The 21323-nt window shown below is 55.6% G+C and carries 19 protein-coding genes and 1 other annotated feature; of the genes, 13 read left to right on the top strand and 6 right to left on the bottom strand.

The window, feature by feature from the left end; translation table 11 throughout:
• The first annotated feature begins 14 nt into the window (after positions 1 to 14).
• On the top strand, positions 15 to 893 hold the full coding sequence (locus tag AC1RKG_RS14195; RefSeq protein ID WP_020825520.1) for a metal ABC transporter substrate-binding protein: 879 nt from the start codon (positions 15 to 17) through the stop codon (positions 891 to 893).
• Positions 894 to 1005: 112 nt separating this feature from the next.
• Here AC1RKG_RS14195 and ykgO read toward each other — a convergent pair whose 3' ends face one another.
• From ykgO to sdeX, 4 genes are all read right to left on the bottom strand, one after another.
• Positions 1006 to 1146 (bottom strand): type B 50S ribosomal protein L36, encoded by a 141-nt coding sequence (ykgO, locus tag AC1RKG_RS14190; RefSeq protein WP_012005563.1) that lies wholly within the window; start codon positions 1144 to 1146, stop codon positions 1006 to 1008.
• Between the two features lie 12 nt (positions 1147 to 1158).
• The gene (locus tag AC1RKG_RS14185; RefSeq protein WP_046374339.1) at positions 1159 to 1413 is read right to left on the bottom strand and encodes a type B 50S ribosomal protein L31; all 255 of its coding nucleotides are present in this window, start codon (positions 1411 to 1413) and stop codon (positions 1159 to 1161) included.
• A gap of 178 nt (positions 1414 to 1591) precedes the next feature.
• A complete protein-coding gene (sdeY, locus tag AC1RKG_RS14180; RefSeq protein WP_046374338.1) occupies positions 1592 to 4738 on the bottom strand; it encodes a multidrug efflux RND transporter permease subunit SdeY in 3147 nt (1048 codons plus the stop codon).
• Between the two features lie 17 nt (positions 4739 to 4755).
• Complete coding sequence (sdeX, locus tag AC1RKG_RS14175; protein WP_020825524.1) at positions 4756 to 5943, bottom strand: multidrug efflux RND transporter periplasmic adaptor subunit SdeX; 1188 nt, start codon at positions 5941 to 5943, stop codon at positions 4756 to 4758.
• Positions 5944 to 6085: 142 nt separating this feature from the next.
• On the opposite strand from sdeX, the gene acrR reads away from it, so the two are divergent.
• The 3 genes from acrR to mscK all read left to right on the top strand — a co-directional run bounded on the left by acrR (position 6086) and on the right by mscK (position 10635).
• Complete coding sequence (acrR, locus tag AC1RKG_RS14170) at positions 6086 to 6775, top strand: multidrug efflux transporter transcriptional repressor AcrR (RefSeq protein ID WP_020825525.1); 690 nt, start codon at positions 6086 to 6088, stop codon at positions 6773 to 6775.
• Positions 6776 to 6785: 10 nt separating this feature from the next.
• The gene (locus AC1RKG_RS14165; protein WP_020825526.1) at positions 6786 to 7139 is read left to right on the top strand and encodes a DsrE/DsrF/TusD sulfur relay family protein; all 354 of its coding nucleotides are present in this window, start codon (positions 6786 to 6788) and stop codon (positions 7137 to 7139) included.
• Between the two features lie 100 nt (positions 7140 to 7239).
• Positions 7240 to 10635, top strand: a complete 3396-nt coding sequence (mscK, locus tag AC1RKG_RS14160) for a mechanosensitive channel MscK (protein WP_128864429.1) — start codon at positions 7240 to 7242, stop codon at positions 10633 to 10635.
• Between the two features lie 37 nt (positions 10636 to 10672).
• Here mscK and rsmS read toward each other — a convergent pair whose 3' ends face one another.
• Both rsmS and priC read right to left on the bottom strand, forming a co-directional pair.
• Entirely contained in the window at positions 10673 to 10852 is a 180-nt protein-coding gene (gene rsmS, locus AC1RKG_RS14155) for a pleiotropic regulatory protein RsmS (RefSeq protein ID WP_020825528.1), read from the bottom strand.
• A 101-nt stretch (positions 10853 to 10953) separates the two neighbouring features.
• A complete protein-coding gene (gene priC, locus AC1RKG_RS14150) occupies positions 10954 to 11490 on the bottom strand; it encodes a primosomal replication protein PriC (RefSeq protein ID WP_020825529.1) in 537 nt (178 codons plus the stop codon).
• Positions 11491 to 11640: 150 nt separating this feature from the next.
• Between priC and AC1RKG_RS14145 the strand changes: the two genes are divergently transcribed.
• The 9 genes from AC1RKG_RS14145 (at position 11641) to AC1RKG_RS14105 (ending at position 21318) form a co-directional block, all read left to right on the top strand.
• Entirely contained in the window at positions 11641 to 12021 is a 381-nt protein-coding gene (locus AC1RKG_RS14145) for a DUF454 family protein (RefSeq protein WP_020825530.1), read from the top strand.
• Between the two features lie 192 nt (positions 12022 to 12213).
• The gene (gene apt, locus AC1RKG_RS14140; RefSeq protein WP_020825531.1) at positions 12214 to 12765 is read left to right on the top strand and encodes an adenine phosphoribosyltransferase; all 552 of its coding nucleotides are present in this window, start codon (positions 12214 to 12216) and stop codon (positions 12763 to 12765) included.
• An 83-nt stretch (positions 12766 to 12848) separates the two neighbouring features.
• On the top strand, positions 12849 to 14801 hold the full coding sequence (gene dnaX, locus AC1RKG_RS14135) for a DNA polymerase III subunit gamma/tau (protein WP_046374335.1): 1953 nt from the start codon (positions 12849 to 12851) through the stop codon (positions 14799 to 14801).
• Positions 14134 to 14198: a sequence feature (DnaX frameshifting element), on the top strand. (Overlaps the previous gene by 65 nt.)
• Before the next feature lie 41 nt (positions 14802 to 14842).
• A complete protein-coding gene (locus AC1RKG_RS14130) occupies positions 14843 to 15172 on the top strand; it encodes a YbaB/EbfC family nucleoid-associated protein (RefSeq protein WP_020825533.1) in 330 nt (109 codons plus the stop codon).
• Entirely contained in the window at positions 15172 to 15777 is a 606-nt protein-coding gene (recR, locus tag AC1RKG_RS14125; protein ID WP_020825534.1) for a recombination mediator RecR, read from the top strand. The genes AC1RKG_RS14130 and recR overlap by 1 nt, the downstream gene beginning before the upstream one ends.
• A gap of 143 nt (positions 15778 to 15920) precedes the next feature.
• Positions 15921 to 17786: a molecular chaperone HtpG gene (gene htpG, locus AC1RKG_RS14120; protein WP_020825535.1), complete on the top strand. Its 1866-nt coding sequence runs from the start codon at positions 15921 to 15923 to the stop codon at positions 17784 to 17786.
• 203 nt (positions 17787 to 17989) lie between these two features.
• Positions 17990 to 18634, top strand: a complete 645-nt coding sequence (gene adk / locus AC1RKG_RS14115) for an adenylate kinase (RefSeq protein ID WP_020825536.1) — start codon at positions 17990 to 17992, stop codon at positions 18632 to 18634.
• A gap of 166 nt (positions 18635 to 18800) precedes the next feature.
• Positions 18801 to 19934 carry a sugar diacid recognition domain-containing protein gene (locus AC1RKG_RS14110; protein ID WP_020825537.1) on the top strand — a complete coding sequence of 378 codons (1134 nt, stop codon included), beginning with the start codon at positions 18801 to 18803 and terminating at the stop codon, positions 19932 to 19934.
• 118 nt (positions 19935 to 20052) lie between these two features.
• Positions 20053 to 21318, top strand: coding sequence for a GntP family permease (locus AC1RKG_RS14105; protein WP_046374333.1), 1266 nt, complete (start codon positions 20053 to 20055; stop codon positions 21316 to 21318).
• The last annotated feature ends 5 nt before the right edge of the window (positions 21319 to 21323 follow it).

Raw genomic sequence — 21323 nt, 5'->3', positions numbered from 1 at the left:
TGCAAGGAGAAAGTATGAAACGTTTACCTATTACGCTGGCAGTCGCTGCTCTGCTGTCCAGCCCGTTGGCGATGGCGAAAACCGTAGATGCCGTTGCCAGTTTTTCCATCCTGGGCGATATCGTCAAGCAGGTAGGGGGGGAGCACGTTAAGGTCACCACCTTGGTGGGGCCGGACGGCGATCCGCACAGCTTTGAGCCTTCGCCTAAGGACAGCAAGGTGCTGTCACAGGCCGACGTGGTGTTCGTCAGTGGTTTAGGCCTGGAAGGTTGGATCGATCGGCTGGTTAGCGCCTCGGGGTATAAAGGGCAGGTCATTACCGCATCGCAGGGAATAAATTCGCGCCAGATGGAAGACGATGGCAAAGAGATCACCGATCCTCATGCCTGGAACAGCATGAAAAATGGTGTGCAGTACGCCACAAACGTGATGAACGCGCTGATTGCCGCCGATCCTGAAGACGCCAATTATTTCCGCCAGCGCGGCGCAGAGTATATCCAGCAGTTGCAGAAGCTGGATTTGTGGGCCAAAACGCAGTTTGCCGCAGTACCGCAGCAAAAGCGTAAGGTGCTGACCAGCCACGATGCTTTTGGCTACTTTGGGCAAGAATATGGCGTCACCTTCCTTGCCCCGGTCGGTTTCTCTACCGAAGCAGAGGCCAGCGCCAGCGACGTGGCCGGTTTGATCAAGCAGATCAAACAGGAAAAGGTGACCGCCTACTTTATTGAAAACCAGACCGACCCGCGACTGGTGAAGCAGATTGCTGCGGCGACCGGGGCAAAAGCCGGTGGTGAGCTATATCCTGAGGCGTTATCCCAACCGCAGGGGCCGGCAGCGAACTACGTGCAGGCATTTAAACACAATGTGGATACCTTACTGAGCAGTATGAAATAAACCCTCATGTCCCCGTTATGATGGCGGGGACACTGATGACACTTCGGCTTTCTCCATAAAAAAAGCCCCGTTGAGCTGCAACGGGGCTTTGCGACAGATGACACTACGGAAGTTAACGCTTTTTCTTACGTCCCTGTACCGCTTTAAAACGCGGGTTGGTTTTACAGATCACATAGATGCGACCTTTGCGGCGCACGACTTTGCAATCCGGATGGCGATTCTTCGCCGAACGCAATGAACTCAAAACCTGCATGTTGATTCCCTTTTACTTCTTGCCAAGAAAACGGCCAAAACGCTGCTGGAAACGTGCAGTGCTGCCCTCTTTGGAGAACTCCTTCTGCTTGCCGGTGTAGTACGGATGCGAAGCGGAAGAGACGTCGATAGTGACATACGGCCAGTTTTCACCGTCCAGCTCAATGGTGCGATCGGTGTGAATGGTCGATCCCACCTTAAAGTAGGCATTGGCACTCAGGTCGTGGAATACCACGGTACGATAATTTGGATGGATACCTGCTTTCATGATGCACTCTCATGTAATGTTATACTATAACAATAATTATGCGCTGCACGGCAGAGCGGATCAAGTACAAAATGCATCCGCAGCGAAATTAATGAGAGTGATTTGCATTAAGCAGATGAAGCAAAAGAAAAAGGCCGCATAAGCGGCCTTTTTTCAGGAGGGAAACAGCACTGAGTTATCAGTGATGCTCGACCGGATGGCTGTGTTCTATGTCTTCAGACTTCTTGCCGAAGCGGCGGCGAACCACCACGAAGAACACCGGAACAAAGAACAGGGCCAGCACGGTGGCGGTAATCATCCCGCCCATAACGCCGGTACCTACCGCGTTCTGTGCGCCGGAGCCTGCACCGTTACTGATAACCAACGGCAGTACCCCGAGGATGAAGGCCAGTGAGGTCATCAGGATTGGACGCAGACGCATACGTACCGCATCGAGCGTCGCTTCGATCAGACCCTTGCCCTCTTTCTCCATCAGATCCTTGGCGAATTCCACTATCAGGATGGCGTTCTTCGCCGACAGACCTATGGTGGTCAACAGCCCCACCTGGAAGTAAACGTCGTTGTTCATGCCGCGCATGGTTGCTGCCAGCAGAGCACCGATAACCCCCAGCGGAAGTACCAGCATGACCGAGAACGGAATCGACCAGCTTTCATACAGCGCTGCCAGACACAGGAATACGACCAGAATCGAAATGGCGTACAGCGCAGGCGCCTGGTTACCGGACAGACGTTCCTGATAGGACATACCGGTCCAATCGTAACCAATACCGCTCGGCAGTTTGGACGCCAGCTCTTCCATCATGTTCATCGCCTCACCGGTACTCTTACCCGGTGCCGCTTGTCCAAGAATTTCCATGGATGGCAGGCCGTTATAACGCTCCAGACGCGGAGAACCGTATTCCCATTTCGCCGTAGAGAACGCGGAGAAAGGAACCATCTGGCCGGTGCCGCCACGAACAAACCATTTATTGATATCTTCTGGCAGCATACGGAATGGCGCATCAGCCTGAACGTAGACCTTCTTCACACGACCGCGGTCGATGAAGTCGTTAACGTAGGTGCCACCCAGCGCGGTAGTCAGCGTACTGTTGATGGTGGTGATGCTCACGCCCAGCGCCTTGGCTTTCTCCTGATCGATGATCAGTTTGAACTGTGGCGTATCTTCCAGGCCGTTAGGACGCATGCCTACCAGCAGGTCCGGATGTTTGGCAGCCATGCCCAACAACTGGTTACGCGCTTCGGTCAGTTTTTCATGGCCTAAGCCACCCTGATCGATCAGTTCAAAGTCGAAACCTGTCGCAGTACCGAGTTCGATAATCGCCGGCAGGTTGAACGGGAATACCAGGCCTTCTTTAATCTGAGAGAACGCACCCATCGCGCGGCCGGCAATCGCAGGCACTTTATTGTGCTCACCGGAGCGTTCGGACCAGTCTTTCAGGCTGACGAATGACAGACCGTTGTTCTGGCCGTTACCGTTGAAGCCGAAGCCCGCTACGGTAAACACCGAAACCACGTTGTCCTTTTCCTTGGTCATGAAGTAGTCGGTGACTTCTTCCAGTACTTTAGCGGTACGCGCTTCAGTCGCACCCGCCGGTAGCTGAACCATGGTTAACAGGATGCCCTGGTCTTCTTCCGGCAGGAACGAGGACGGCAGGCGCAGGAACAACAGGCCCATGCCAACGACGATCAGCAGGTAGATCACCAGATAACGCCCGGTACTGCGCAGAATATTGGCTACGCTGTCGGTGTAGTGGTTGGTGCTCTTTTCGAACATGCGGTTAAACCAGCCGAAGAAGCCTGTTTTAATCCCATGATCGCCTTTCGGGACCGGTTTGAGCATGGTGGCGCAAAGTGCCGGCGTCAGGATCATCGCTACCAGAACCGACAGGGCCATCGCGGAAACGATGGTGATCGAGAACTGACGATAGATGGCACCGGTTGAACCGCCGAAGAACGCCATTGGTACGAATACCGCTGACAGCACCATGGCGATACCGACCAACGCACCCTGGATTTGGCCCATCGATTTGCGGGTGGCTTCTTTCGGCGACAGTCCCTCTTCGGACATTACACGCTCGACGTTTTCCACCACCACGATGGCGTCATCCACCAACAGGCCTATCGCCAGCACCATACCGAACATCGTTAGGGTGTTGATCGAGAAGCCGAACGCCGCCAGGATCGCAAAGGTCCCGAGCAATACTACCGGTACCGCGATGGTTGGGATCAACGTCGCACGGAAGTTCTGCAGGAACAGGTACATGACCAGGAACACCAGCAAGATCGCTTCCATCAGCGTTTTTACCACTTCGTTGATGGAGATTTTAACGAACGGCGTGGTGTCGTATGGGTAAACCACTTTCATCCCCTGCGGGAAGAAGGGTTCCATTTTGGTCAGTGCATCTTTTACGCCTTTAGCGGTGTTCAGGGCGTTGGCGCCGGTGGCCAGTTTGATCCCCAAACCTGCTGCCGGTTTACCGTTATAGCGTGCGGTTACCGCGTAGCTTTCTGCACCGCGTTCAATGTGCGCAACATCACTCAGGCGAACCTGAGAACCATCACTATTCACCTTCAGCAGAATTTTACCGAACTCTTCAGGAGAGGTCAGGCGAGTCTGCGCGATGATCGAGGCGTTCAGCTGTTGCCCAGGCACCGGTGGCATACCGCCCAGCTGCCCTGCGGCGATCTGGTTGTTTTGCTCGGTAATGGATGAGGTGACATCCGAAGTGGTCAACTGGAAATTATTCAGTTTGTTCGGATCCAGCCAGATACGCATGGCGTACTGGGCACCGAACAGCTGCACTTCACCCACGCCGGATGAACGGCTGATAGGATCTTTGATGTTGGAAGCTACGTAGTCCGCAATGTCATCCTGGGTCATGTTCGGATCGTCGGAAACGAAACCGGCCACCATCAGGAAGCTGCTGCTGGATTTTTCTACTTTCAGGCCCTGCTGCTGCACTTCTTGTGGCAGTAACGGGGTAGCCAACGACAGTTTGTTCTGGACCTGAACCTGCGCAATGTCAGGGTCGGTACCGGATTCAAACGTCAATGTAATGGTGACGCTACCAGAGGAATCGCTGGTGGAAGACATGTACATCAGATTATCGATACCGTTCATGTTCTGTTCGATAATCTGAGTGACGGTATCTTGCACCGTTTTGGCATCCGCGCCTGGATAGTTTGCGGAAATACTGACCGCCGGTGGTGCAATAGTTGGATACTGCGCAATCGGCAGTTTCATTATTGACAACACACCCGCCAACATGATGATGATGGCGATTACCCAGGCGAAAATCGGGCGATCTATAAAGAACTTAGCCATGTCTTACCGGCTCCTTTTTATGACTTCTGCGCTTCAGACTGCGGCTGCTTTTGCGCCTGAGTGTCAACTTCCTGCACTTTTACCTGAGCGCCCGGACGGACTTTCATCAAGCCGGTGACAATCACGCGGTCGCCGGCTTTCAAACCGTCGGTAACCAGCCATTTGTCGCCGATAGCCTGATCGGCCTTCAGCGTACGCAATTCAACTTTGTCGTCAGCACCTACCACCAGTGCAGTAGCATCGCCACGTGGGTTACGCGTCACACCCTGCTGCGGTACCAGCAATGCGTCGCTGCGCACACCTTCGTCCAGACGGGCGCGAACGAACATGCCTGGCAACAGCGTATCGTTAGGGTTAGGGAACACCGCACGAATGGTGATGGAACCGGTGGTTTCATCAACGGTGACGTCAGAGAATTCCAGCGTGCCTTCCTGAGCGTATTGCGCGCCGTTTTCCAGCAGCAGTTTCACTTTGGCTTTGCCGTTCTCTTGCTTCAGCGCACCGCTTGCCAGTTCTTGCTTCAGACGCAGGAAGTCGTTGCTCGACTGAGTCACGTCGACGTACATCGGATCAAGCTGCTGCACGGTAGACAGAGCGGTAGCTTGGCCGTTAGTGACCAGTGCCCCTTCGGTCACGGCAGATTTGCCGATACGGCCGGAGATTGGTGAAGTCACCTTGGTGTAAGCCAGGTTGATGCGCGCGGTTTCCACAGCGGCTTTGGCAGCCACAACAGCGGCTTCCGCCTGCTGCAGGTTGGAGACTGCGGTGTCGTAATCTTGCTTACTGATGTAACTGGTACCCAGCAATGGTTTGTAGCGGTTAACCGTCACGCGTGCGATAGACGCGCTGGCTTGGGCTTTCGCCAAATCGCCTTTAGCGCTGTCATAGGCTGCCTGATAGGTAGCAGGATCGATTTGATACAGGGAAGTACCTGCCTTGATATCGCTGCCTTCTACGAAGTTACGTTTCAGGATAATGCCGCTAACCTGAGGGCGAACTTCGGCGATACGATACGCAGCGGTACGACCAGGAAGATCGGTGGTGATGTTGAGAGGTTCTGCCTTCAATGTCACTACACCCACTTCGGGAGCCGGTGCCTGGGCGCCTTGCTGTTGGGTTTCTTTATCGTTACATCCTGTTAGCACTAAGCTGCCTGAAAGCATCAGAACTGCCGCCAGAGGCGTTAACCCTCTGTTTTTGTTCATAGAAAAACCTCAAGTGTCCGATTTCAAAATGATCAATGGATCACAAGCTTTAAAACCCATTGCTGCGTTAATTATTAGTGCGTGCTATGGTACATACATACACGAATGTATGTAAATCTCACTTCCCCGAAAAAACAACGCCATGGCACGAAAAACCAAACAGCAAGCGCAAGAAACTCGACAGCACATTCTTGACGCTGCGGTGCGAGAATTCTCTGAACGTGGCGTTTCTGCAACGTCCCTCACCGATATAGCCACCGCTGCTGGGGTGACGCGTGGCGCAATTTACTGGCACTTCAAGAATAAGGTAGACCTGTTTAACGAAGTTTGGGAGTTATCAGAGTCGAAAATAGGCGATCTCGAACTAGAGTATCAGGCAAAGTACCCTGAGAATCCACTGCGTATTTTACGCGAAATTCTAATTTATATTCTGACGGCTACGGTAGATGACGCACGCAGGCGTGCCCTGATGGAGATCGTTTTCCATAAGTGTGAATTTGTCGGTGAGATGCTCCCGTTGCAAGATGCCCGTAAAGTCCTCTATCTGGAAGGTTACGACCGTATTGAGTCCGTGCTGCGCAACAGTATGCGCCACGGCCAACTGCCGGCTGATTTACATACCCGCCGCGCTTCTATCATTCTGCGCGCCTACATTACCGGCCTGATGGAAAACTGGCTTTTTATGCCGGAAAGTTTTGATTTGAAAGCCGAGGCGGCGGTGTTGATCGACTCATTTATCGAAATGGCCCAATTCAGCCCCACCTTGCGAATAAAACCGGAGGAGGGGGAGCTGGCGGCACAGCCGTTGAGTGCAGAACATCATCATTTATAGGAGAAATACCATGTCATCCGTTGTCTTGATCGCCAATGGCGCCGCTTATGGTCACGAATCGCTGTTTAACGCGCTGCGTCTGGCGATTGCGCTGAAAGAGCAGCAGAGCGATCTCAACCTGAAACTGTTTTTGATGTCCGATGCGGTGGTCGCGGGCATTGCCGGGCAGCAGCCGCATGAAGGCTATCACCTGCAGCAAATGCTGGAAATTCTCACCGCGCAGCAGGTGCCGGTGAAATTGTGTAAAACCTGTGCCGATGCGCGCGGAGTCAGTCGGCTGCCGTTGGCAGACGGGGTGGAGATCGGAACGCTGGTGGAACTGGCACAGTGGACGTTGGCGGCGGAGAAAGTATTGACCTTCTAAGCTCGCGGCATTTGTACATCACCCGCAACGCTTTTCTTATTCTTTGGCTCTCTGCGATCGTGATAATCTTTAGGCTTCTTTATTGATTCGAAGCCAAATCATGCATCGCAGGTTAGCCAAACGCCTTTTTCTGCCGCTCGTGTCGTTGTTCGGTGTGGAGTTCTCCCGCGCCTTCGCCCTGTTTTTGTTGATCGCTTTCTGTGCGGTTTGCCAACCTGCAGCCTATGCGGCACTCAATGGCGATGTGCCGTCACGCAGTGAAATACAAAGCCAGCTTGATGCGCTGAATAAGCAAAAGACGCTGACGCCGGTCAATAAACTCACGCAGCAAGACCTTACCCGAACCCTCGAACTGCTGGATGCCATCGATCGCACCAGGCAGGATGGCGCGCAGCTTAAGCAACAGCTGCAGCTGGCACCGGGCAAACTGCGCCAGGTCACCGACGATCTTGCTGCGCTCAAAACGCCGGTCGACAGTGCGGCCGCCCGGGCCGAACTGCTGCAGCTTTCCCTGCGCCAATTGGAAACCCGGCTTTACCAGACGCTCGATGACCTACAGACGGCGCAGGAAAACCTGTCCACCTATAACAGCCAGCTGGTTTCGCTACAGACTCAACCGGAACGGGTGCAGAGCAGCATGTATACCGCGTCTCAGCGGCTGCAGGAAATTCGTAACCAGATCAACGATCAGACGCCGGGACAAAACTCGTTGCGTGACAGCCAACTGGTGATGCTGGCCACCGAGCAAACGCTGCTCAACGCGCAGATAGATCTGCAACGCAAAAGTCTGGAAGCCAACACTACCCTGCAAGATTTGCTGCAGAAGCAGCGCGATTATACGACCGGGCATATCGATGCGCTCGACCACAACGTGCAACTGTTGCAAGAAGTGGTCAACAGCAAGCGCCTGACGCTGTCGGAAAAAACCGCCAAAGAGGCGCAGAATCCGGAAGACGCTACGGATATCCAGCACGACCAGTTGGTCAGCAAAGAGCTGGACGTTAACCGCCAGCTCAGCCAGCGCCTGATTGCCGCCACGGAAGAGAGCAACGTACTGTTCCAGCAGAATATTCGGGTGAAGAACTGGCTGGATCGCGGCCTGCAGGCGGAGCGTAATCTCAAGGAGCAGATCCAGGTGCTGAAAGGCAGTCTGGTGCTGTCGCGCATTCTGTATCAGCAGCAACAAAGCTTGCCGCAGGGCACGTTGGTGGCGGATATGGGCACGCGTATTGCCGATCTGCGCCTGGAACAGTTTGATATCAACCAGCAGCGCGACGACCTGTTCAAGGGTGACGATTACATCAACAAACTGGTCGCCGACAGCAAAGAAAAAGCCAGCGCCGACGTGCTGGATGCTCTGAATGAAATCGTCGATATGCGCCGTGAACTGTTGGATCAGTTAAACAAACAGCTCAGTAATCAGTTGGCACAATCGATCAGCCTGCAGATCAACCAACAGCAGTTAACCAGCGTTAACAGCTCGCTGCGCGATACCCTGACTCAGCAGATTTTCTGGGTAAACAGCAACAAACCGGTCGATCTGGCGTGGCTGAAAGCTTTGCCAGGGGCGGTTAGAGATCAACTGGCTGCGCTCGATTTCAAAGTCGACTTCGGCAAAATACTGCAGGGCGGACTGAATTCACTGGTCATGCTGATCCCGCTGCTGTTGCTGATCGGCCTGTTGCGCTGGCGTTACAAGCTGATAGACACCCATTTGCAGAAACTGGCCAATGACGTGGGGCAGTTAAAGCGTGATAGCCAGATGCACACCCCCAGGGCCATTGTGTTGACTCTGCTGAAGGTTCTGCCCGGTTCGGCATTGCTGTTGGGGGTGGGGTTCTGGTGTTACCGTGCAGAAATCGGTCTCAGTGACTTTCTCTGGGCGTTGTCGCAACAGTTGGCGCTGTTCTGGCTGATATTCGGCTTTACCTACCGCACGCTGGCACCTGGCGGCATCTGCGAACGGCATTTCAACTTCGCCGCCGAGCTTTGTGCGCATTATCGTCGTCAGACGGTGCGCCTTGGGCTGGCGCTGCTACCGCTGATCTTCTGGTCGGTGCTGGGCGAGAAAGCACCACTGCGTCTGGTGGAAGACGTTATCGGCCAGGTGGTGGTGATGTTGACCTTGGCACTGCTGGCGGTGCTGGTGTTTCCGTTGTGCCGCGACAGCTGGCGTGAAAAGGGCTCGCACGCGGTAAGGCTGATCATTGTCACCGCCATTGCCGCTACGCCGCTGATCCTGCTGGGGCTGATGTTCGCCGGCTATTTCTATACCACGTTGCGGTTAGCCGGCCGCTGGATCGACAGCCTGTATCTGTTCTTCCTGTGGAATATCGTCTATCTGACCGCCATTCGCGGGCTGAGCGTCGCGGCGCGCCGTCTGGCTTATCGCCGCGCGATAGCTCGTCGTCAGAGCCTGGCGAAGGAGAAAGAGGGGGCTGAAGGGGTTGAACCGGTTGAGGAGCCGCCTTTGGCGCTCGATCAGATCAACCAGCAGTCGCTGCGTCTGACCACCATGGTGCTGTTTATTATCTTCGCCAGCGCCCTGTATGGCATTTGGTCAGATTTGGTGACGGTCATTTCGTACCTGGACAGCATTACGCTGTGGCATTACACCACCACTGTCGCCGGCAGCAGCGTGGCGCAGGCGGTGACGCTGGGCAACATGATGGTAGCGATAGCGGCGGTGATTGTCGCTTACGTGATGACACGCAACCTGCCCGGTCTGCTGGAAGTGGTGGTGCTGTCGCGGCTGCAACTGCGGCAGGGGACGTCTTACGCCGTCACCACCATACTCACCTACCTGATCACCACTGTGGGCGCGGTCACTGCACTGGGCTCGCTAGGTGTCTCCTGGGATAAATTGCAGTGGTTGGCCGCCGGTTTGACCGTCGGGTTGGGCTTCGGGCTGCAGGAGATTTTCGCCAACTTTGTTTCCGGCCTGATCATCCTGTTCGAACGGCCGATCCGTATCGGCGACACCATTACTATTGGCACTTTCTCCGGTTCGGTCAGCAAAATCCGCATTCGTGCCACCACCATCACTGACTTTGACCGCAAAGAGGTGATCATTCCGAATAAGGCGTTTGTGACCGAACGGCTGATCAACTGGTCGCTGTCGGACACCATCACCCGCGTTTTAATCAAGGTAGGGGTGGCCTACGGATCCGATTTGGATAAGGTGAAAGCGGTGCTGCTCAAGGCGGCGCATGATAACCCACGCGTGATGAGCGATCCGGAGCCGCAGGTGTTCTTCCTGAATTTCGGTGCCAGCACGCTGGATCATGAACTGCGCCTTTACGTACGTGAGCTACGCGACCGCAGCTATACCGTTGACGAACTGAATCGCTCTATCGAACGCCTGTGTCGCGAAAACGACATCAACATTGCTTTCAACCAGCTCGAGGTCTATTTGCACAATCAGCAGGGCAACGAGGTGCAGGAAGTAAAACGGACGCTATCGTCGGATAAGGACGGCTCATCGGTAGGGGAGTAGAACGAGGATCCTGGGTTCAGCGCAGGCTGAACCCTTTTCACTGCCCGACAGGCAGATATGGGGAGGTAACGCCGTTGCGCTGCAGCTTTTCCTGGTAGTCACGTTTGACAATATCCAGCGCCGCCAGCGCGGTGGCGGGATCGATCTCATTGCATTCCAGCAGGTAAATCAGATCTACCGCCAGTTGCAATTCTGGTGAGGCATTTTCTAGAGACATAAAACCCACGTTTTAATTGAGATGAATGATACTTCGTTCGGCTGAGTATAGTGAACAAGCCCGATTGGGGGGAATAATCATTAAAATATTGTGATAAATCTTCAAAAACCGTTTTCTTTACGTTCAATACTGCGCTCAATGCGCGTCAGCGCTTGACGGCAACGCGTCAGTCGGCCTTCTAACGCAGCCAGCTCATGTTGAAGCTTTTGCTGTGCCGCCAGCGTCGTCTGCCTTCCCAGCAGGCTTTCCCGATCCTGAATCATTGCAATGATCCGACGTTCATAATCCTGATGTTCGGCCAGCTTGTGATACAGATCGACCGCTGCCACCTCTTTGGGCTGATTCTTACGGCGCAGCGTCTGGGTTGCCAGCTCGCGTTGCAGGGCGGTGAGCTGCGCCAGCAACTTTTCAGCCAGAAAGGCCACCTGAGTGGTGCGATTGTCGTTGGCCGCCGTCTGCAACTGGGCGAAGTTCTTTTGCACTTCGGCCAGATAATCGCGCAGTCGTGTACCGCGGTTAGAAAACAGCGCAGTATCGAAGCGTGCCTGAGGGATCGGCGCGTCGCCGCGGGGCGTGATCTCGCTGGCCAATACCTTGATTTGTTGTTCTAACGCTTCTAAAAGACGCTGGGTGCTCACGTCGGCTCCATTGGGGTGTTAGTGGGCTCAGCTTGCCCGCGATCGCGTCGTGAAACAAGCGCCGTGCATATATTCCGCCCGTTGCGGCTGGTGGCACGGGGGAAGGCGGTGATAAAGTAACGCCAGACAGGTTGATGGACAAGGGCTCGCATGACGCGTTGGTTATTGATTATCCTCGGTTGGTTGGCGGTAGTGTTGGCGACGTTGGGCGTGGTATTACCACTGCTGCCGACGACGCCGTTTCTGCTGTTGGCCGCCTGGTGCTTCGCCCGTTCGTCACCACGCTTCCACAGTTGGCTATTGTACCGCTCCTGGTTCGGGCCTTATCTGCGCCATTGGCAGCAGCATCGCGCCTTACCGCCAGGGGCTAAATGGAAGGCGGTGGTGGTGATTGTGCTGACATTCGCACTTTCGTTGTGGCTAGTGAAAATCTGGTGGGTGCGTGGAGTGCTGTTGCTGATGCTGGCTATTTTGCTGACCTTCATGTTGCGCTTGCCGGTTGTTGACTTATCGCAACAAAAACAGCGCTGATTGTGGCCTATGATATTCAATAGCTTTCAGGCTGCGTTTTGAAAGATGCAGGGGAAAGTTGCATTTGTCCGTCAGTTTGCATAGATTTGGGCGTTTTCGTGCGCGGGTGGCCTCCCATTCCCTGTTTATGCCGGGATCGGGTTCCAGACGATCGGCGCGCAAGTCATCAGGCAGTTTTATCAGGCAATAATTATGACCGCTACTGCACAGCAGCTTCAGTTTATTAAAGACAGTATCAAAACCATTCCGGATTACCCTAAGCCGGGCATACTGTTCCGTGACGTCACCAGCCTGCTGGAAAACCCGCTGGCTTATGCTGCCAGCATCGAATTGCTGGTTGAGCGCTTTCGCGAAGCGGGCGTGACCAAAGTGGTTGGCACCGAAGCGCGTGGTTTCCTGTTTGGCGCACCGGTAGCATTGGCGCTGGGCGTGGGCTTCGTTCCGGTGCGTAAACCGGGTAAGCTGCCGCGCGCGACGCTCAGCGAAAGCTATGAGCTGGAATACGGTACTGACCAACTGGAAATACACACCGATGCCATTAGTGCCGGTGATAAAGTGCTGGTGGTGGACGATCTGCTGGCAACCGGTGGCACCATCGAAGCCACCGCAAAACTGATCCGCCGTCTGGGCGGTGAGGTTAAAGACGCCGCTTTCATTATCAACCTGCCGGATCTCGGCGGTGAAGCGCGTTTGAACTCACTGGGTATTGAATGCTACTGCCTGGTCAACTTCGCCGGCCACTGATCTGCATTACCACAACGGCCTCGCGGATCGCCGCGGGGCTGTGTTAGCATGACCCTCCAGATTACTCGACTTTTCCGGTATTAATGAGCTATCAGGTTCTTGCCCGTAAGTGGCGCCCTCAAACGTTTGCAGATGTTGTCGGACAGGAACATGTCCTGACTGCGCTGGCTAACGGCCTCTCGCTGGGGCGGATTCATCACGCCTATCTGTTCTCGGGCACGCGCGGCGTGGGTAAAACCACCATTGCGCGCTTGCTGGCCAAAGGCCTGAACTGTGAAACCGGCATCACCGCCACGCCGTGCGGTCAATGCGACAACTGCCGCGAGATTGAGCAGGGGCGCTTTGTTGATCTGATCGAGATCGACGCCGCGTCCAGAACCAAGGTGGAAGATACCCGCGATCTGCTGGATAACGTCCAGTACGCACCCGCCCGCGGCCGCTTCAAGGTTTACCTGATTGACGAAGTGCACATGCTCTCGCGTCACAGCTTCAATGCGCTGTTGAAAACGCTGGAAGAGCCGCCTTCTCACGTCAAATTCCTGCTGGCGACGACCGATCCGCAAAAGTTGCCGGTCACTATCCTGTCGCGCTGCCTGCAATTCCATCTTAAGGCTCTGGATGTCGAGCAGATCCGCAACCAGTTGGAAACGGTTCTGCAGGCAGAACAAATCACCAGCGACCAGCGCGCGCTGCAGCTGATAGCACGTGCTGCCGACGGCAGTATGCGTGACGCGTTGAGCCTTACCGACCAGGCTATCGCGATGGGGCAAGGGCAGGTGACCACCACCACCGTCAGCCAAATGCTCGGTACGTTGGACGACGAACAGCCGCTGGCAATCCTCGAAGCGCTGGTGAGCGCTGATGGCGAAAAGGTGATGGCGCAGGTCGCGCAAGCCGCTTCACGCGGTGTTGACTGGGAAAACCTGCTGATCGAAACGCTGGCCTTGCTACACCGGATCGCGATGGTGCAGTTACTGCCATCGGTACTGGACAATCATTACGCTGCCATTGAACAGCGGCTGCGTGAGCTGGCGCGTACTTTGCCGCCGACGGACGTACAGCTTTATTACCAAACGCTGCTGGTCGGCCGTAAAGAGCTGGCCTTTGCCCCGGATCGCCGTATGGGGGTTGAGATGACTCTGTTGCGTGCGCTGGCATTTCACCCGAAAGCGGTGATCCCGGAGCCGGTGGCGATGGTGCAAACCGCACCGGCGCAGATGGCGCAACCGCAGGCTCAGCAGGTGGCTCAACCACCACAGTTTCAGGACGCGCCACCGCCGTTAGGCCAGGTTGCGCCACAGAATAATCAGCAGGCTAATTTACCGGATGCCACCGCGCAATTATTAAAGGCGCGCACCCAGCTGTTGCGGCAGGGAGCATCCACACCAAAAAAGAGTGAACCGGCGGCGCCAGGAAAAGCGCGGCCGGCAAACTCAGCACTGGAGCGGTTGGCTTCCGTGACTGAGCGCAGCCAGCAGCGCCAGGCGGAAAAACTTGTTCAGCAAAAACCGGCCAAGCCGGAAGCTTATCGCTGGCGTGCACAGACCGAGCCAGAGGCCGAGCCGGAACCGCTGGCGACGCCAAAAGCGCTGCGCACGGCTCTTGAGCATGAAAAAACGCCCGAACTGTCAGCCAAGCTGGTGGTGGAGTCGCTGGAACGCGATGCCTGGGCGGCAGAAATCGATAAGCTGAAAATTCCAAAACTGGTGCAGCAACTGGCGTTGAACGCGGTTAAAGAAGTGCTGGAACCAGGTAAAATTTGTCTCCATCTGCGGTCGTCGCAGCGCCATCTGAACTCGCCTTCGGCGCAGAAGGTGTTGACCGATGCACTCACCGAGCTGTACGGCAGTCCGGTTGAACTGACCGTGGTGGAAGACGATAATCCGGCGGAGCGGACTCCGCTGGAGTGGCGCCAAGCCATTTATGAAGAAAAACTGGCGCAGGCGCGCCAGTCGATCGTTGCGGATACCAATATCCAAACGCTGCGCCGGTTCTTCGACGCAGACCTGGATGAAGAGAGTATTCGCCCCATTTAAACGCCGCGTAAAGTGCGCGGCCCTAGCGACGAGAGACGACTATGTTTGGTAAAGGCGGTCTGGGCAACCTGATGAAGCAAGCCCAGCAAATGCAAGAAAAAATGCAGCAGATGCAGGAAGAAGTCGCCAAATTGGAAGTGACTGGCGAATCTGGCGCCGGTCTGGTGAAAGTCACCATCAACGGTGCGCACAACTGCCGTCGTGTGGAGATCGATCAGAGTCTGATGGAAGACGACAAAGACATGCTGGAAGATCTGATCGCCGCTGCGATTAACGATGCTGCGCGCCGTATCGACGAAACCCAGAAAGAGAAGATGGCGTCTGTATCCAGCGGCATGCAACTGCCACCTGGCTTTAAGATGCCGTTCTAATGCAGACCAGCCCGCTCCTTGAAACACTGATGGAGGCGTTGCGCTGCCTGCCGGGCGTTGGCCCGAAGTCGGCGCAGCGTATGGCGTTCCAGCTGTTGCAGCGCGATCGCAGCGGTGGGATGCGTCTGGCGCAGGCGCTGACCCGCGCCATGTCAGAGATTGGCCACTGTGCCGATTGCCGTACGTTCACCGAGCAGGACGTTTGCACCATCTGCGCCAATCCGCGCCGTCAGCAAAACGGCCAGATCTGCGTGGTGGAAAGCCCGGCGGATATTCACGCCATCGAGCAGACCGGCCAGTTTGCCGGACGCTACTTTGTGCTGATGGGCCATCTGTCGCCGATGGACGGCATTGGGCCCGGTGATATCGGTCTGGATCGGCTGGAGCAACGGCTGGAAAAAGAAAGCATCACTGAAGTGATCCTGGCCACCAACCCGACGGTGGAAGGTGAGGCAACCGCCAACTATATCGCCGAGATGTGCGGCCAGTATGGCGTGGTCGCCAGCCGCATAGCCCACGGCGTGCCGGTGGGCGGTGAACTGGAAATGGTCGACGGTACCACGTTGTCGCATTCATTGGCCGGTCGTCACGTTATCAAGTTTTGATGTTTTCCTCTGATGGGGCTATTTGGCCCCGTCAGCTATCTGCAAAAATTTCCCGCCAGCCGCTTGAAAAACAACGCCCTTGTCCCCACTTAATTCTCATTGTTCGCTTTTGGTAGCTATTGTCTTTGAGGTAATCAATGAGTATGAAAGGTCAAGAAACCCGTGGTTTCCAGTCTGAAGTAAAACAACTGCTTCATTTGATGATTCATTCGCTGTACTCCAATAAAGAAATTTTCCTGCGCGAGCTGATCTCCAACGCCTCGGATGCCGCCGATAAGCTGCGTTTCCGCGCACTGTCGACGCCTGAGCTGTATGAAGGTGACGGCGAGCTGCGTGTGCGCCTTTCTTTCGATAAAGAACAGCGTACGTTGACCATTGCCGACAACGGTATTGGCATGAGCCGTGAGGAAGTGATTGAAAACCTGGGTACCATCGCCAAGTCAGGTACCAAAGCCTTCCTGGAATCCATCGGTTCCGATCAGGCCAAAGACAGCCAGCTGATTGGTCAGTTCGGCGTGGGTTTCTACTCCGCGTTCATCGTGGCGGATAAAGTCACCGTGCGCACTCGTGCCGCGGGCGCTCCGGCCGATCAAGGCGTGTTCTGGGAATCTGTCGGCGAAGGCGATTACACCATTGCCGATATCAGCAAAGAAGATCGCGGTACCGAAATTACCCTGCATCTGCGCGAAGGCGAAGATGAGTATCTCGATGCCTGGCGTCTGCGTTCCGTGATCGGCAAATACTCCGACCACATTGCACTGCCGGTTGAGATTGAAAGCAAAAACGAAGAAGACGGCACCGTCACCTGGGAAAAAATCAACAAGGCGCAGGCCCTGTGGACCCGCAGCAAGGCTGACGTGACCGACGAAGAATACAAAGAGTTCTACAAGCACATCGCGCACGACTTTACCGATCCGCTGAGCTGGAGCCACAACCGGGTGGAAGGCAAGCAGGAATACACCAGCCTGCTGTACATTCCTGCCCAGGCGCCATGGGACATGTGGAACCGCGATCACAAGCACGGGCTGAAGCTGTACGTGCAGCGCGTGTTCATCATGGACGACGCTGAACAGTTCATGCCGAACTACCTGCGTTTCGTGCGTGGCCTGATAGATTCCAACGATCTGCCGCTGAACGTTTCGCGTGAGATCCTGCAAGACAGCCGTGTGACCCAGAACCTGCGCGGTGCGCTGACCAAGCGTGTGTTGCAGATGCTGGAGAAACTAGCTAAAGACGATGCGGAAGGCTACCAGAAGTTCTGGCAGCAGTTTGGTCTGGTGTTGAAAGAGGGCCCGGCGGAAGATGGTGGCAACAAAGAAGCCATTGCCAAGCTGCTGCGCTTTGCTTCCACCCACAATGACAGCTCGGCGCAAACCGTCTCGCTGGAAGAGTACGTGGGCCGCATGGCAGAAGGGCAGGAGAAGATTTATTACATCACCGCCGACAGCTATGCCGCCGCCAAGAGCAGCCCGCACCTGGAACTGTTCCGCAAGAAAGGCATCGAAGTGCTGCTGCTTTCCGACCGCATCGACGAATGGATGATGAGCTACCTGACTGAGTTCGACGGCAAGCCGTTCCAATCCGTCAGCAAGGCAGATGACGCGTTGGACAAGCTGGCAGACGAAACCGAAGAGCAGAAGGCCGCCGAGAAGCAGCTGGAGCCCTTTGTTGACCGTGTGAAAACCCTGCTGGGCGATCGCGTGAAGGACGTGCGTCTGACGCACCGTCTAACCGACACGCCGGCTATCGTTATCACCGATGCCGACGAAATGAGCACCCAGATGGCGAAGCTGTTTGCCGCTGCGGGCCAGGAAGCGCCGGCGGTGAAGTACATTTTCGAACTGAATCCGGAGCATGCGTTGGTCAAACGCGCATCCGATGTGGGCGATAACGAACAATTCGCCGAATGGATTGATCTGTTATTGGATCAGGCTCTGCTGGCTGAACGCGGCACCCTGGAGGATCCAAATCAGTTTATCCGTCGTATGAATAAACTGTTGTCCGCATAATTCCGAGTATATACGCCCAAAATCCGCGAATTTTGGGCGTATTTTTTTGTTTTTCCTGCCGATTTTCCGCGCTTTATTCTCTGTTTCCTCCCTTTGGCGCCGCAATCGATTTCCTCGCGTACCTTGAGCCAGCCCCCCCTGAAATGGTATGGTTGAGCGTTTTCGCAATTTTATAAAAACTACATAGCAAGGGGATTTACGCAATGCGTATCATTCTGCTGGGCGCTCCGGGCGCTGGTAAAGGTACTCAGGCTCAATTCATCATGGAGAAATACGGTATTCCGCAAATCTCTACGGGTGATATGTTGCGCGCAGCCGTGAAGGCCGGCAGTGAATTGGGCAAGCAGGCGAAAGAAATCATGGACGCCGGCAAGCTGGTGACCGATGAGTTGGTCATTGCACTGGTTAAAGAACGCATCACCCAGGAAGATTGCCGTAAAGGTTTTCTGCTGGACGGTTTCCCACGCACCATTCCACAGGCTGACGCGATGAAAGAAGCCGGCATCAATGTGGATTACGTGCTGGAATTTGACGTACCGGACGAGCTGATTATCGATCGCATCGTTGGCCGTCGCGTACATGCCCCTTCTGGCCGCGTGTACCACATTAAATTCAATCCACCGAAGGTGGAAGGTAAAGACGACGCGACCGGTGAAGAACTGACAACTCGTAAAGACGATCAGGAAGAAACCGTACGTAAACGTCTGGTGGAATACCATCAGATGACTGCACCGCTGATTTCCTACTACAGCAAAGAAGCTGCTGCAGGTAACACCCAATACCGTAAAATCGACGGCACCCGCAAAGTGACCGAAGTGAGCGCCGAACTGGCGAACATCCTCGGCTAATCGGTTTTTCATTGCTGTGCATAGCGCCAGGCCTCATCCGCCTGGCGTTTTTTTTATTATTTACCCGCCGAATTGTGATCGCCGTGGCTTGTTGCGCCTGTGCCCTTTAATCCACCGAGAGAAATGGCGTATAACTCCCCCATCTTAATCCCCGGGGACAATCCGCATGCTCAGACCAACCCATTTGCTGGCAGAATCTACCGCACGCCAGATCGTGCAGCGGGCGATGAGCATCATCAGCCATTCTGTCAATGTGATGGACAGCAACGGCGTCATCATCGCTTCCGGCAACCCTTCACGCCTGTTTCAGCGTCATGAAGGCGCTGTTCTGGCGCTGACCGAAAACCGGGTGGTGGAAATCGATGCGGTGACTGCCGCGCACCTCAAGGGAGTGCGGCCCGGCATCAATTTGCCCTTCAGTTTTCACAGCCAACAGGTGGGGGTGATCGGTATTTCCGGTGAACCCGCGCAGGTACGTGCTTATGCCGAACTGGTGAAAATGGCGGCCGAAATGATGGTGGAGCAGGCGGCGTTGCTGGATCAACATCAGTGGGAAAAACGCTACCGCGAGGAACTGGCCAATCAGTTGCTGCAGCCGCAGCCGGCATCAGGCTCGCTGGAGGCGATGGCCGCCTACCTGGGGTTAGATCTGCAACAGCCACGGATTGTCTGGATCGCAGAATTACAGGACACGCAGCCGCACCTGCTGCGTGAATTGCTGACGGAGCTGGAGCAGACTCAGCGCGAAGCGCTGATCGCCATCACCGGGTTCAACGAAATGATCCTGCTGCGTCCTGCCAGTCTGGTGCAGGGGGAGTGGAATGTGAAGCAGGAGCGCAAACAGGCGCAGCAGTTACAGAGCCAGCTTCAGTCGCGTTTCAACCTGCGGTTGATTGTCGGTGGTTTCTTTAGCGGCGAAGCAGGGTTGCACCGTTCAAGCCTGACGGCTCGCGCCACCCAGGCGATGGCGAAACGCTTGAAGTTACGGCACAAGACGCTGTTTTACCAAGATTATCCGCTACCGTCACTGCTGTGCGATCTGGGTGAAGACTGGCGGGCTCAAGAGCTTTCCCGCCCCTGGCAGGTTTTGGGCGAACAGGATGAAAAAGGGGTATTACGCAGCACGCTGAGGCACTATTTTTCGCGGAATTGTGATCAGACGCAGACCGCCGCCGAGCTTCATATTCACGTCAATACCTTGCGCTATCGCCTGCAGCGTATTGAAGCCATTACTGAATTAAAAATCAATCAGTTAACGGACGCCTTGCAGCTGTATATCGGCATGCTGATGCACGGCTGAGTTGTGTAAAACCACAACTTTCCGCTGTGTGCGCACGCATGTTTTTGTGGCTTTCTCTCACGCCAATGTCCGGCGCTCAGGATATGTTTTCCCCACACCAACAACGGGGAAAACAATAATGACAACGGTATCCACGCTTGGGGCGCTGGTGGCATTGGTCGTCGCTATCGTCCTGATTTTACGCAAGGTCCCGCCTGCCTACGGCATGATTGCCGGTGCGCTGGCGGGCGGATTATGCGGCGGCGCCGATCTGGTGCAGACCGTGACGCTGATGATCACCGGTGCGCAGGGCATTACCAATGCCGTGATGCGCATTTTGGCGGCGGGGGTGCTGGCCGGGGTGTTGATCGAGTCCGGCGCGGCGCACACCATCGCTGAAACCATCGTCCGCAAAGTCGGGGAAACCCGTGCGCTGTTAGCGCTGGCGGTAGCTACACTGATCCTGACGGCAGTGGGCGTATTTATCGACGTCGCGGTGATCACCGTGGCACCGATTGCACTTTCCATCGCTCAGAAGGCCGGGATCTCGCGTGCGGCGATACTGCTGGCGATGATCGGCGGCGGCAAGGCCGGTAACGTGATGTCACCAAACCCCAACACCATTGCCGCAGCCGACAACTTCCACGTGCCGCTGACCTCGGTGATGATGGCCGGTATCGTGCCAGGATTGTGCGGATTGATGGTGGCCTATCTGCTGGCCCGCCGTTTGAGTGATAAGGGCGATAAGGTGATGGCGGAAGAGCTGACGCAGCAAGCCGAAGGCATTCGTCCGGGCTTTGCGGCGGCGATCAGCGCACCCTTAGTTGCCATTGTTCTGCTGTCGCTGCGGCCGATCGCCGGCATCGCTATCGATCCGCTGATAGCGCTGCCGCTGGGCGGTCTGGTGGGCGCATTGCTGATGGGCCGCATCCGCCAGTGCAACCAGTTTATGGTTTCCGGCCTGTCCCGTATGGCGCCGGTGGCGATTATGCTGCTTGGCACCGGTACGCTGGCAGGCATTATCGCCAACTCTTCGCTGAAGGACGTGCTCATCAGCGGGTTGACCAGCACCGGCATGCCGGCCTGGCTGCTGGCTCCGCTTTCTGGGGCATTAATGTCGATGGCCACCGCTTCGACAACCGCCGGTACCGCCGTGGCATCCGGTGTCTTCAGCAGCACTCTGCTGGAGCTGGGCGTCAGCGGGCTGGCCGGGGCGGCTATGATCCATGCCGGCGCAACGGTGCTGGATCACCTGCCGCACGGCAGCTTCTTCCATGCCACCGGCGGCAGCGTCAATATGGCCGTGCATCAACGGTTGAAGCTACTGCCTTATGAAACACTGGTCGGCTTTACCATCGCGGCCGTCTCGGCGTTGATGTTTGGCGTATTTAATCTGGCGGGATAAGGAAG

Source organism: Serratia sp. GW822-FHT06D09, from assembly GCF_058799515.1.
Note: the sequence above shows the minus strand (reverse complement) of the source record. Positions and strands in the feature narration are given on the sequence as shown.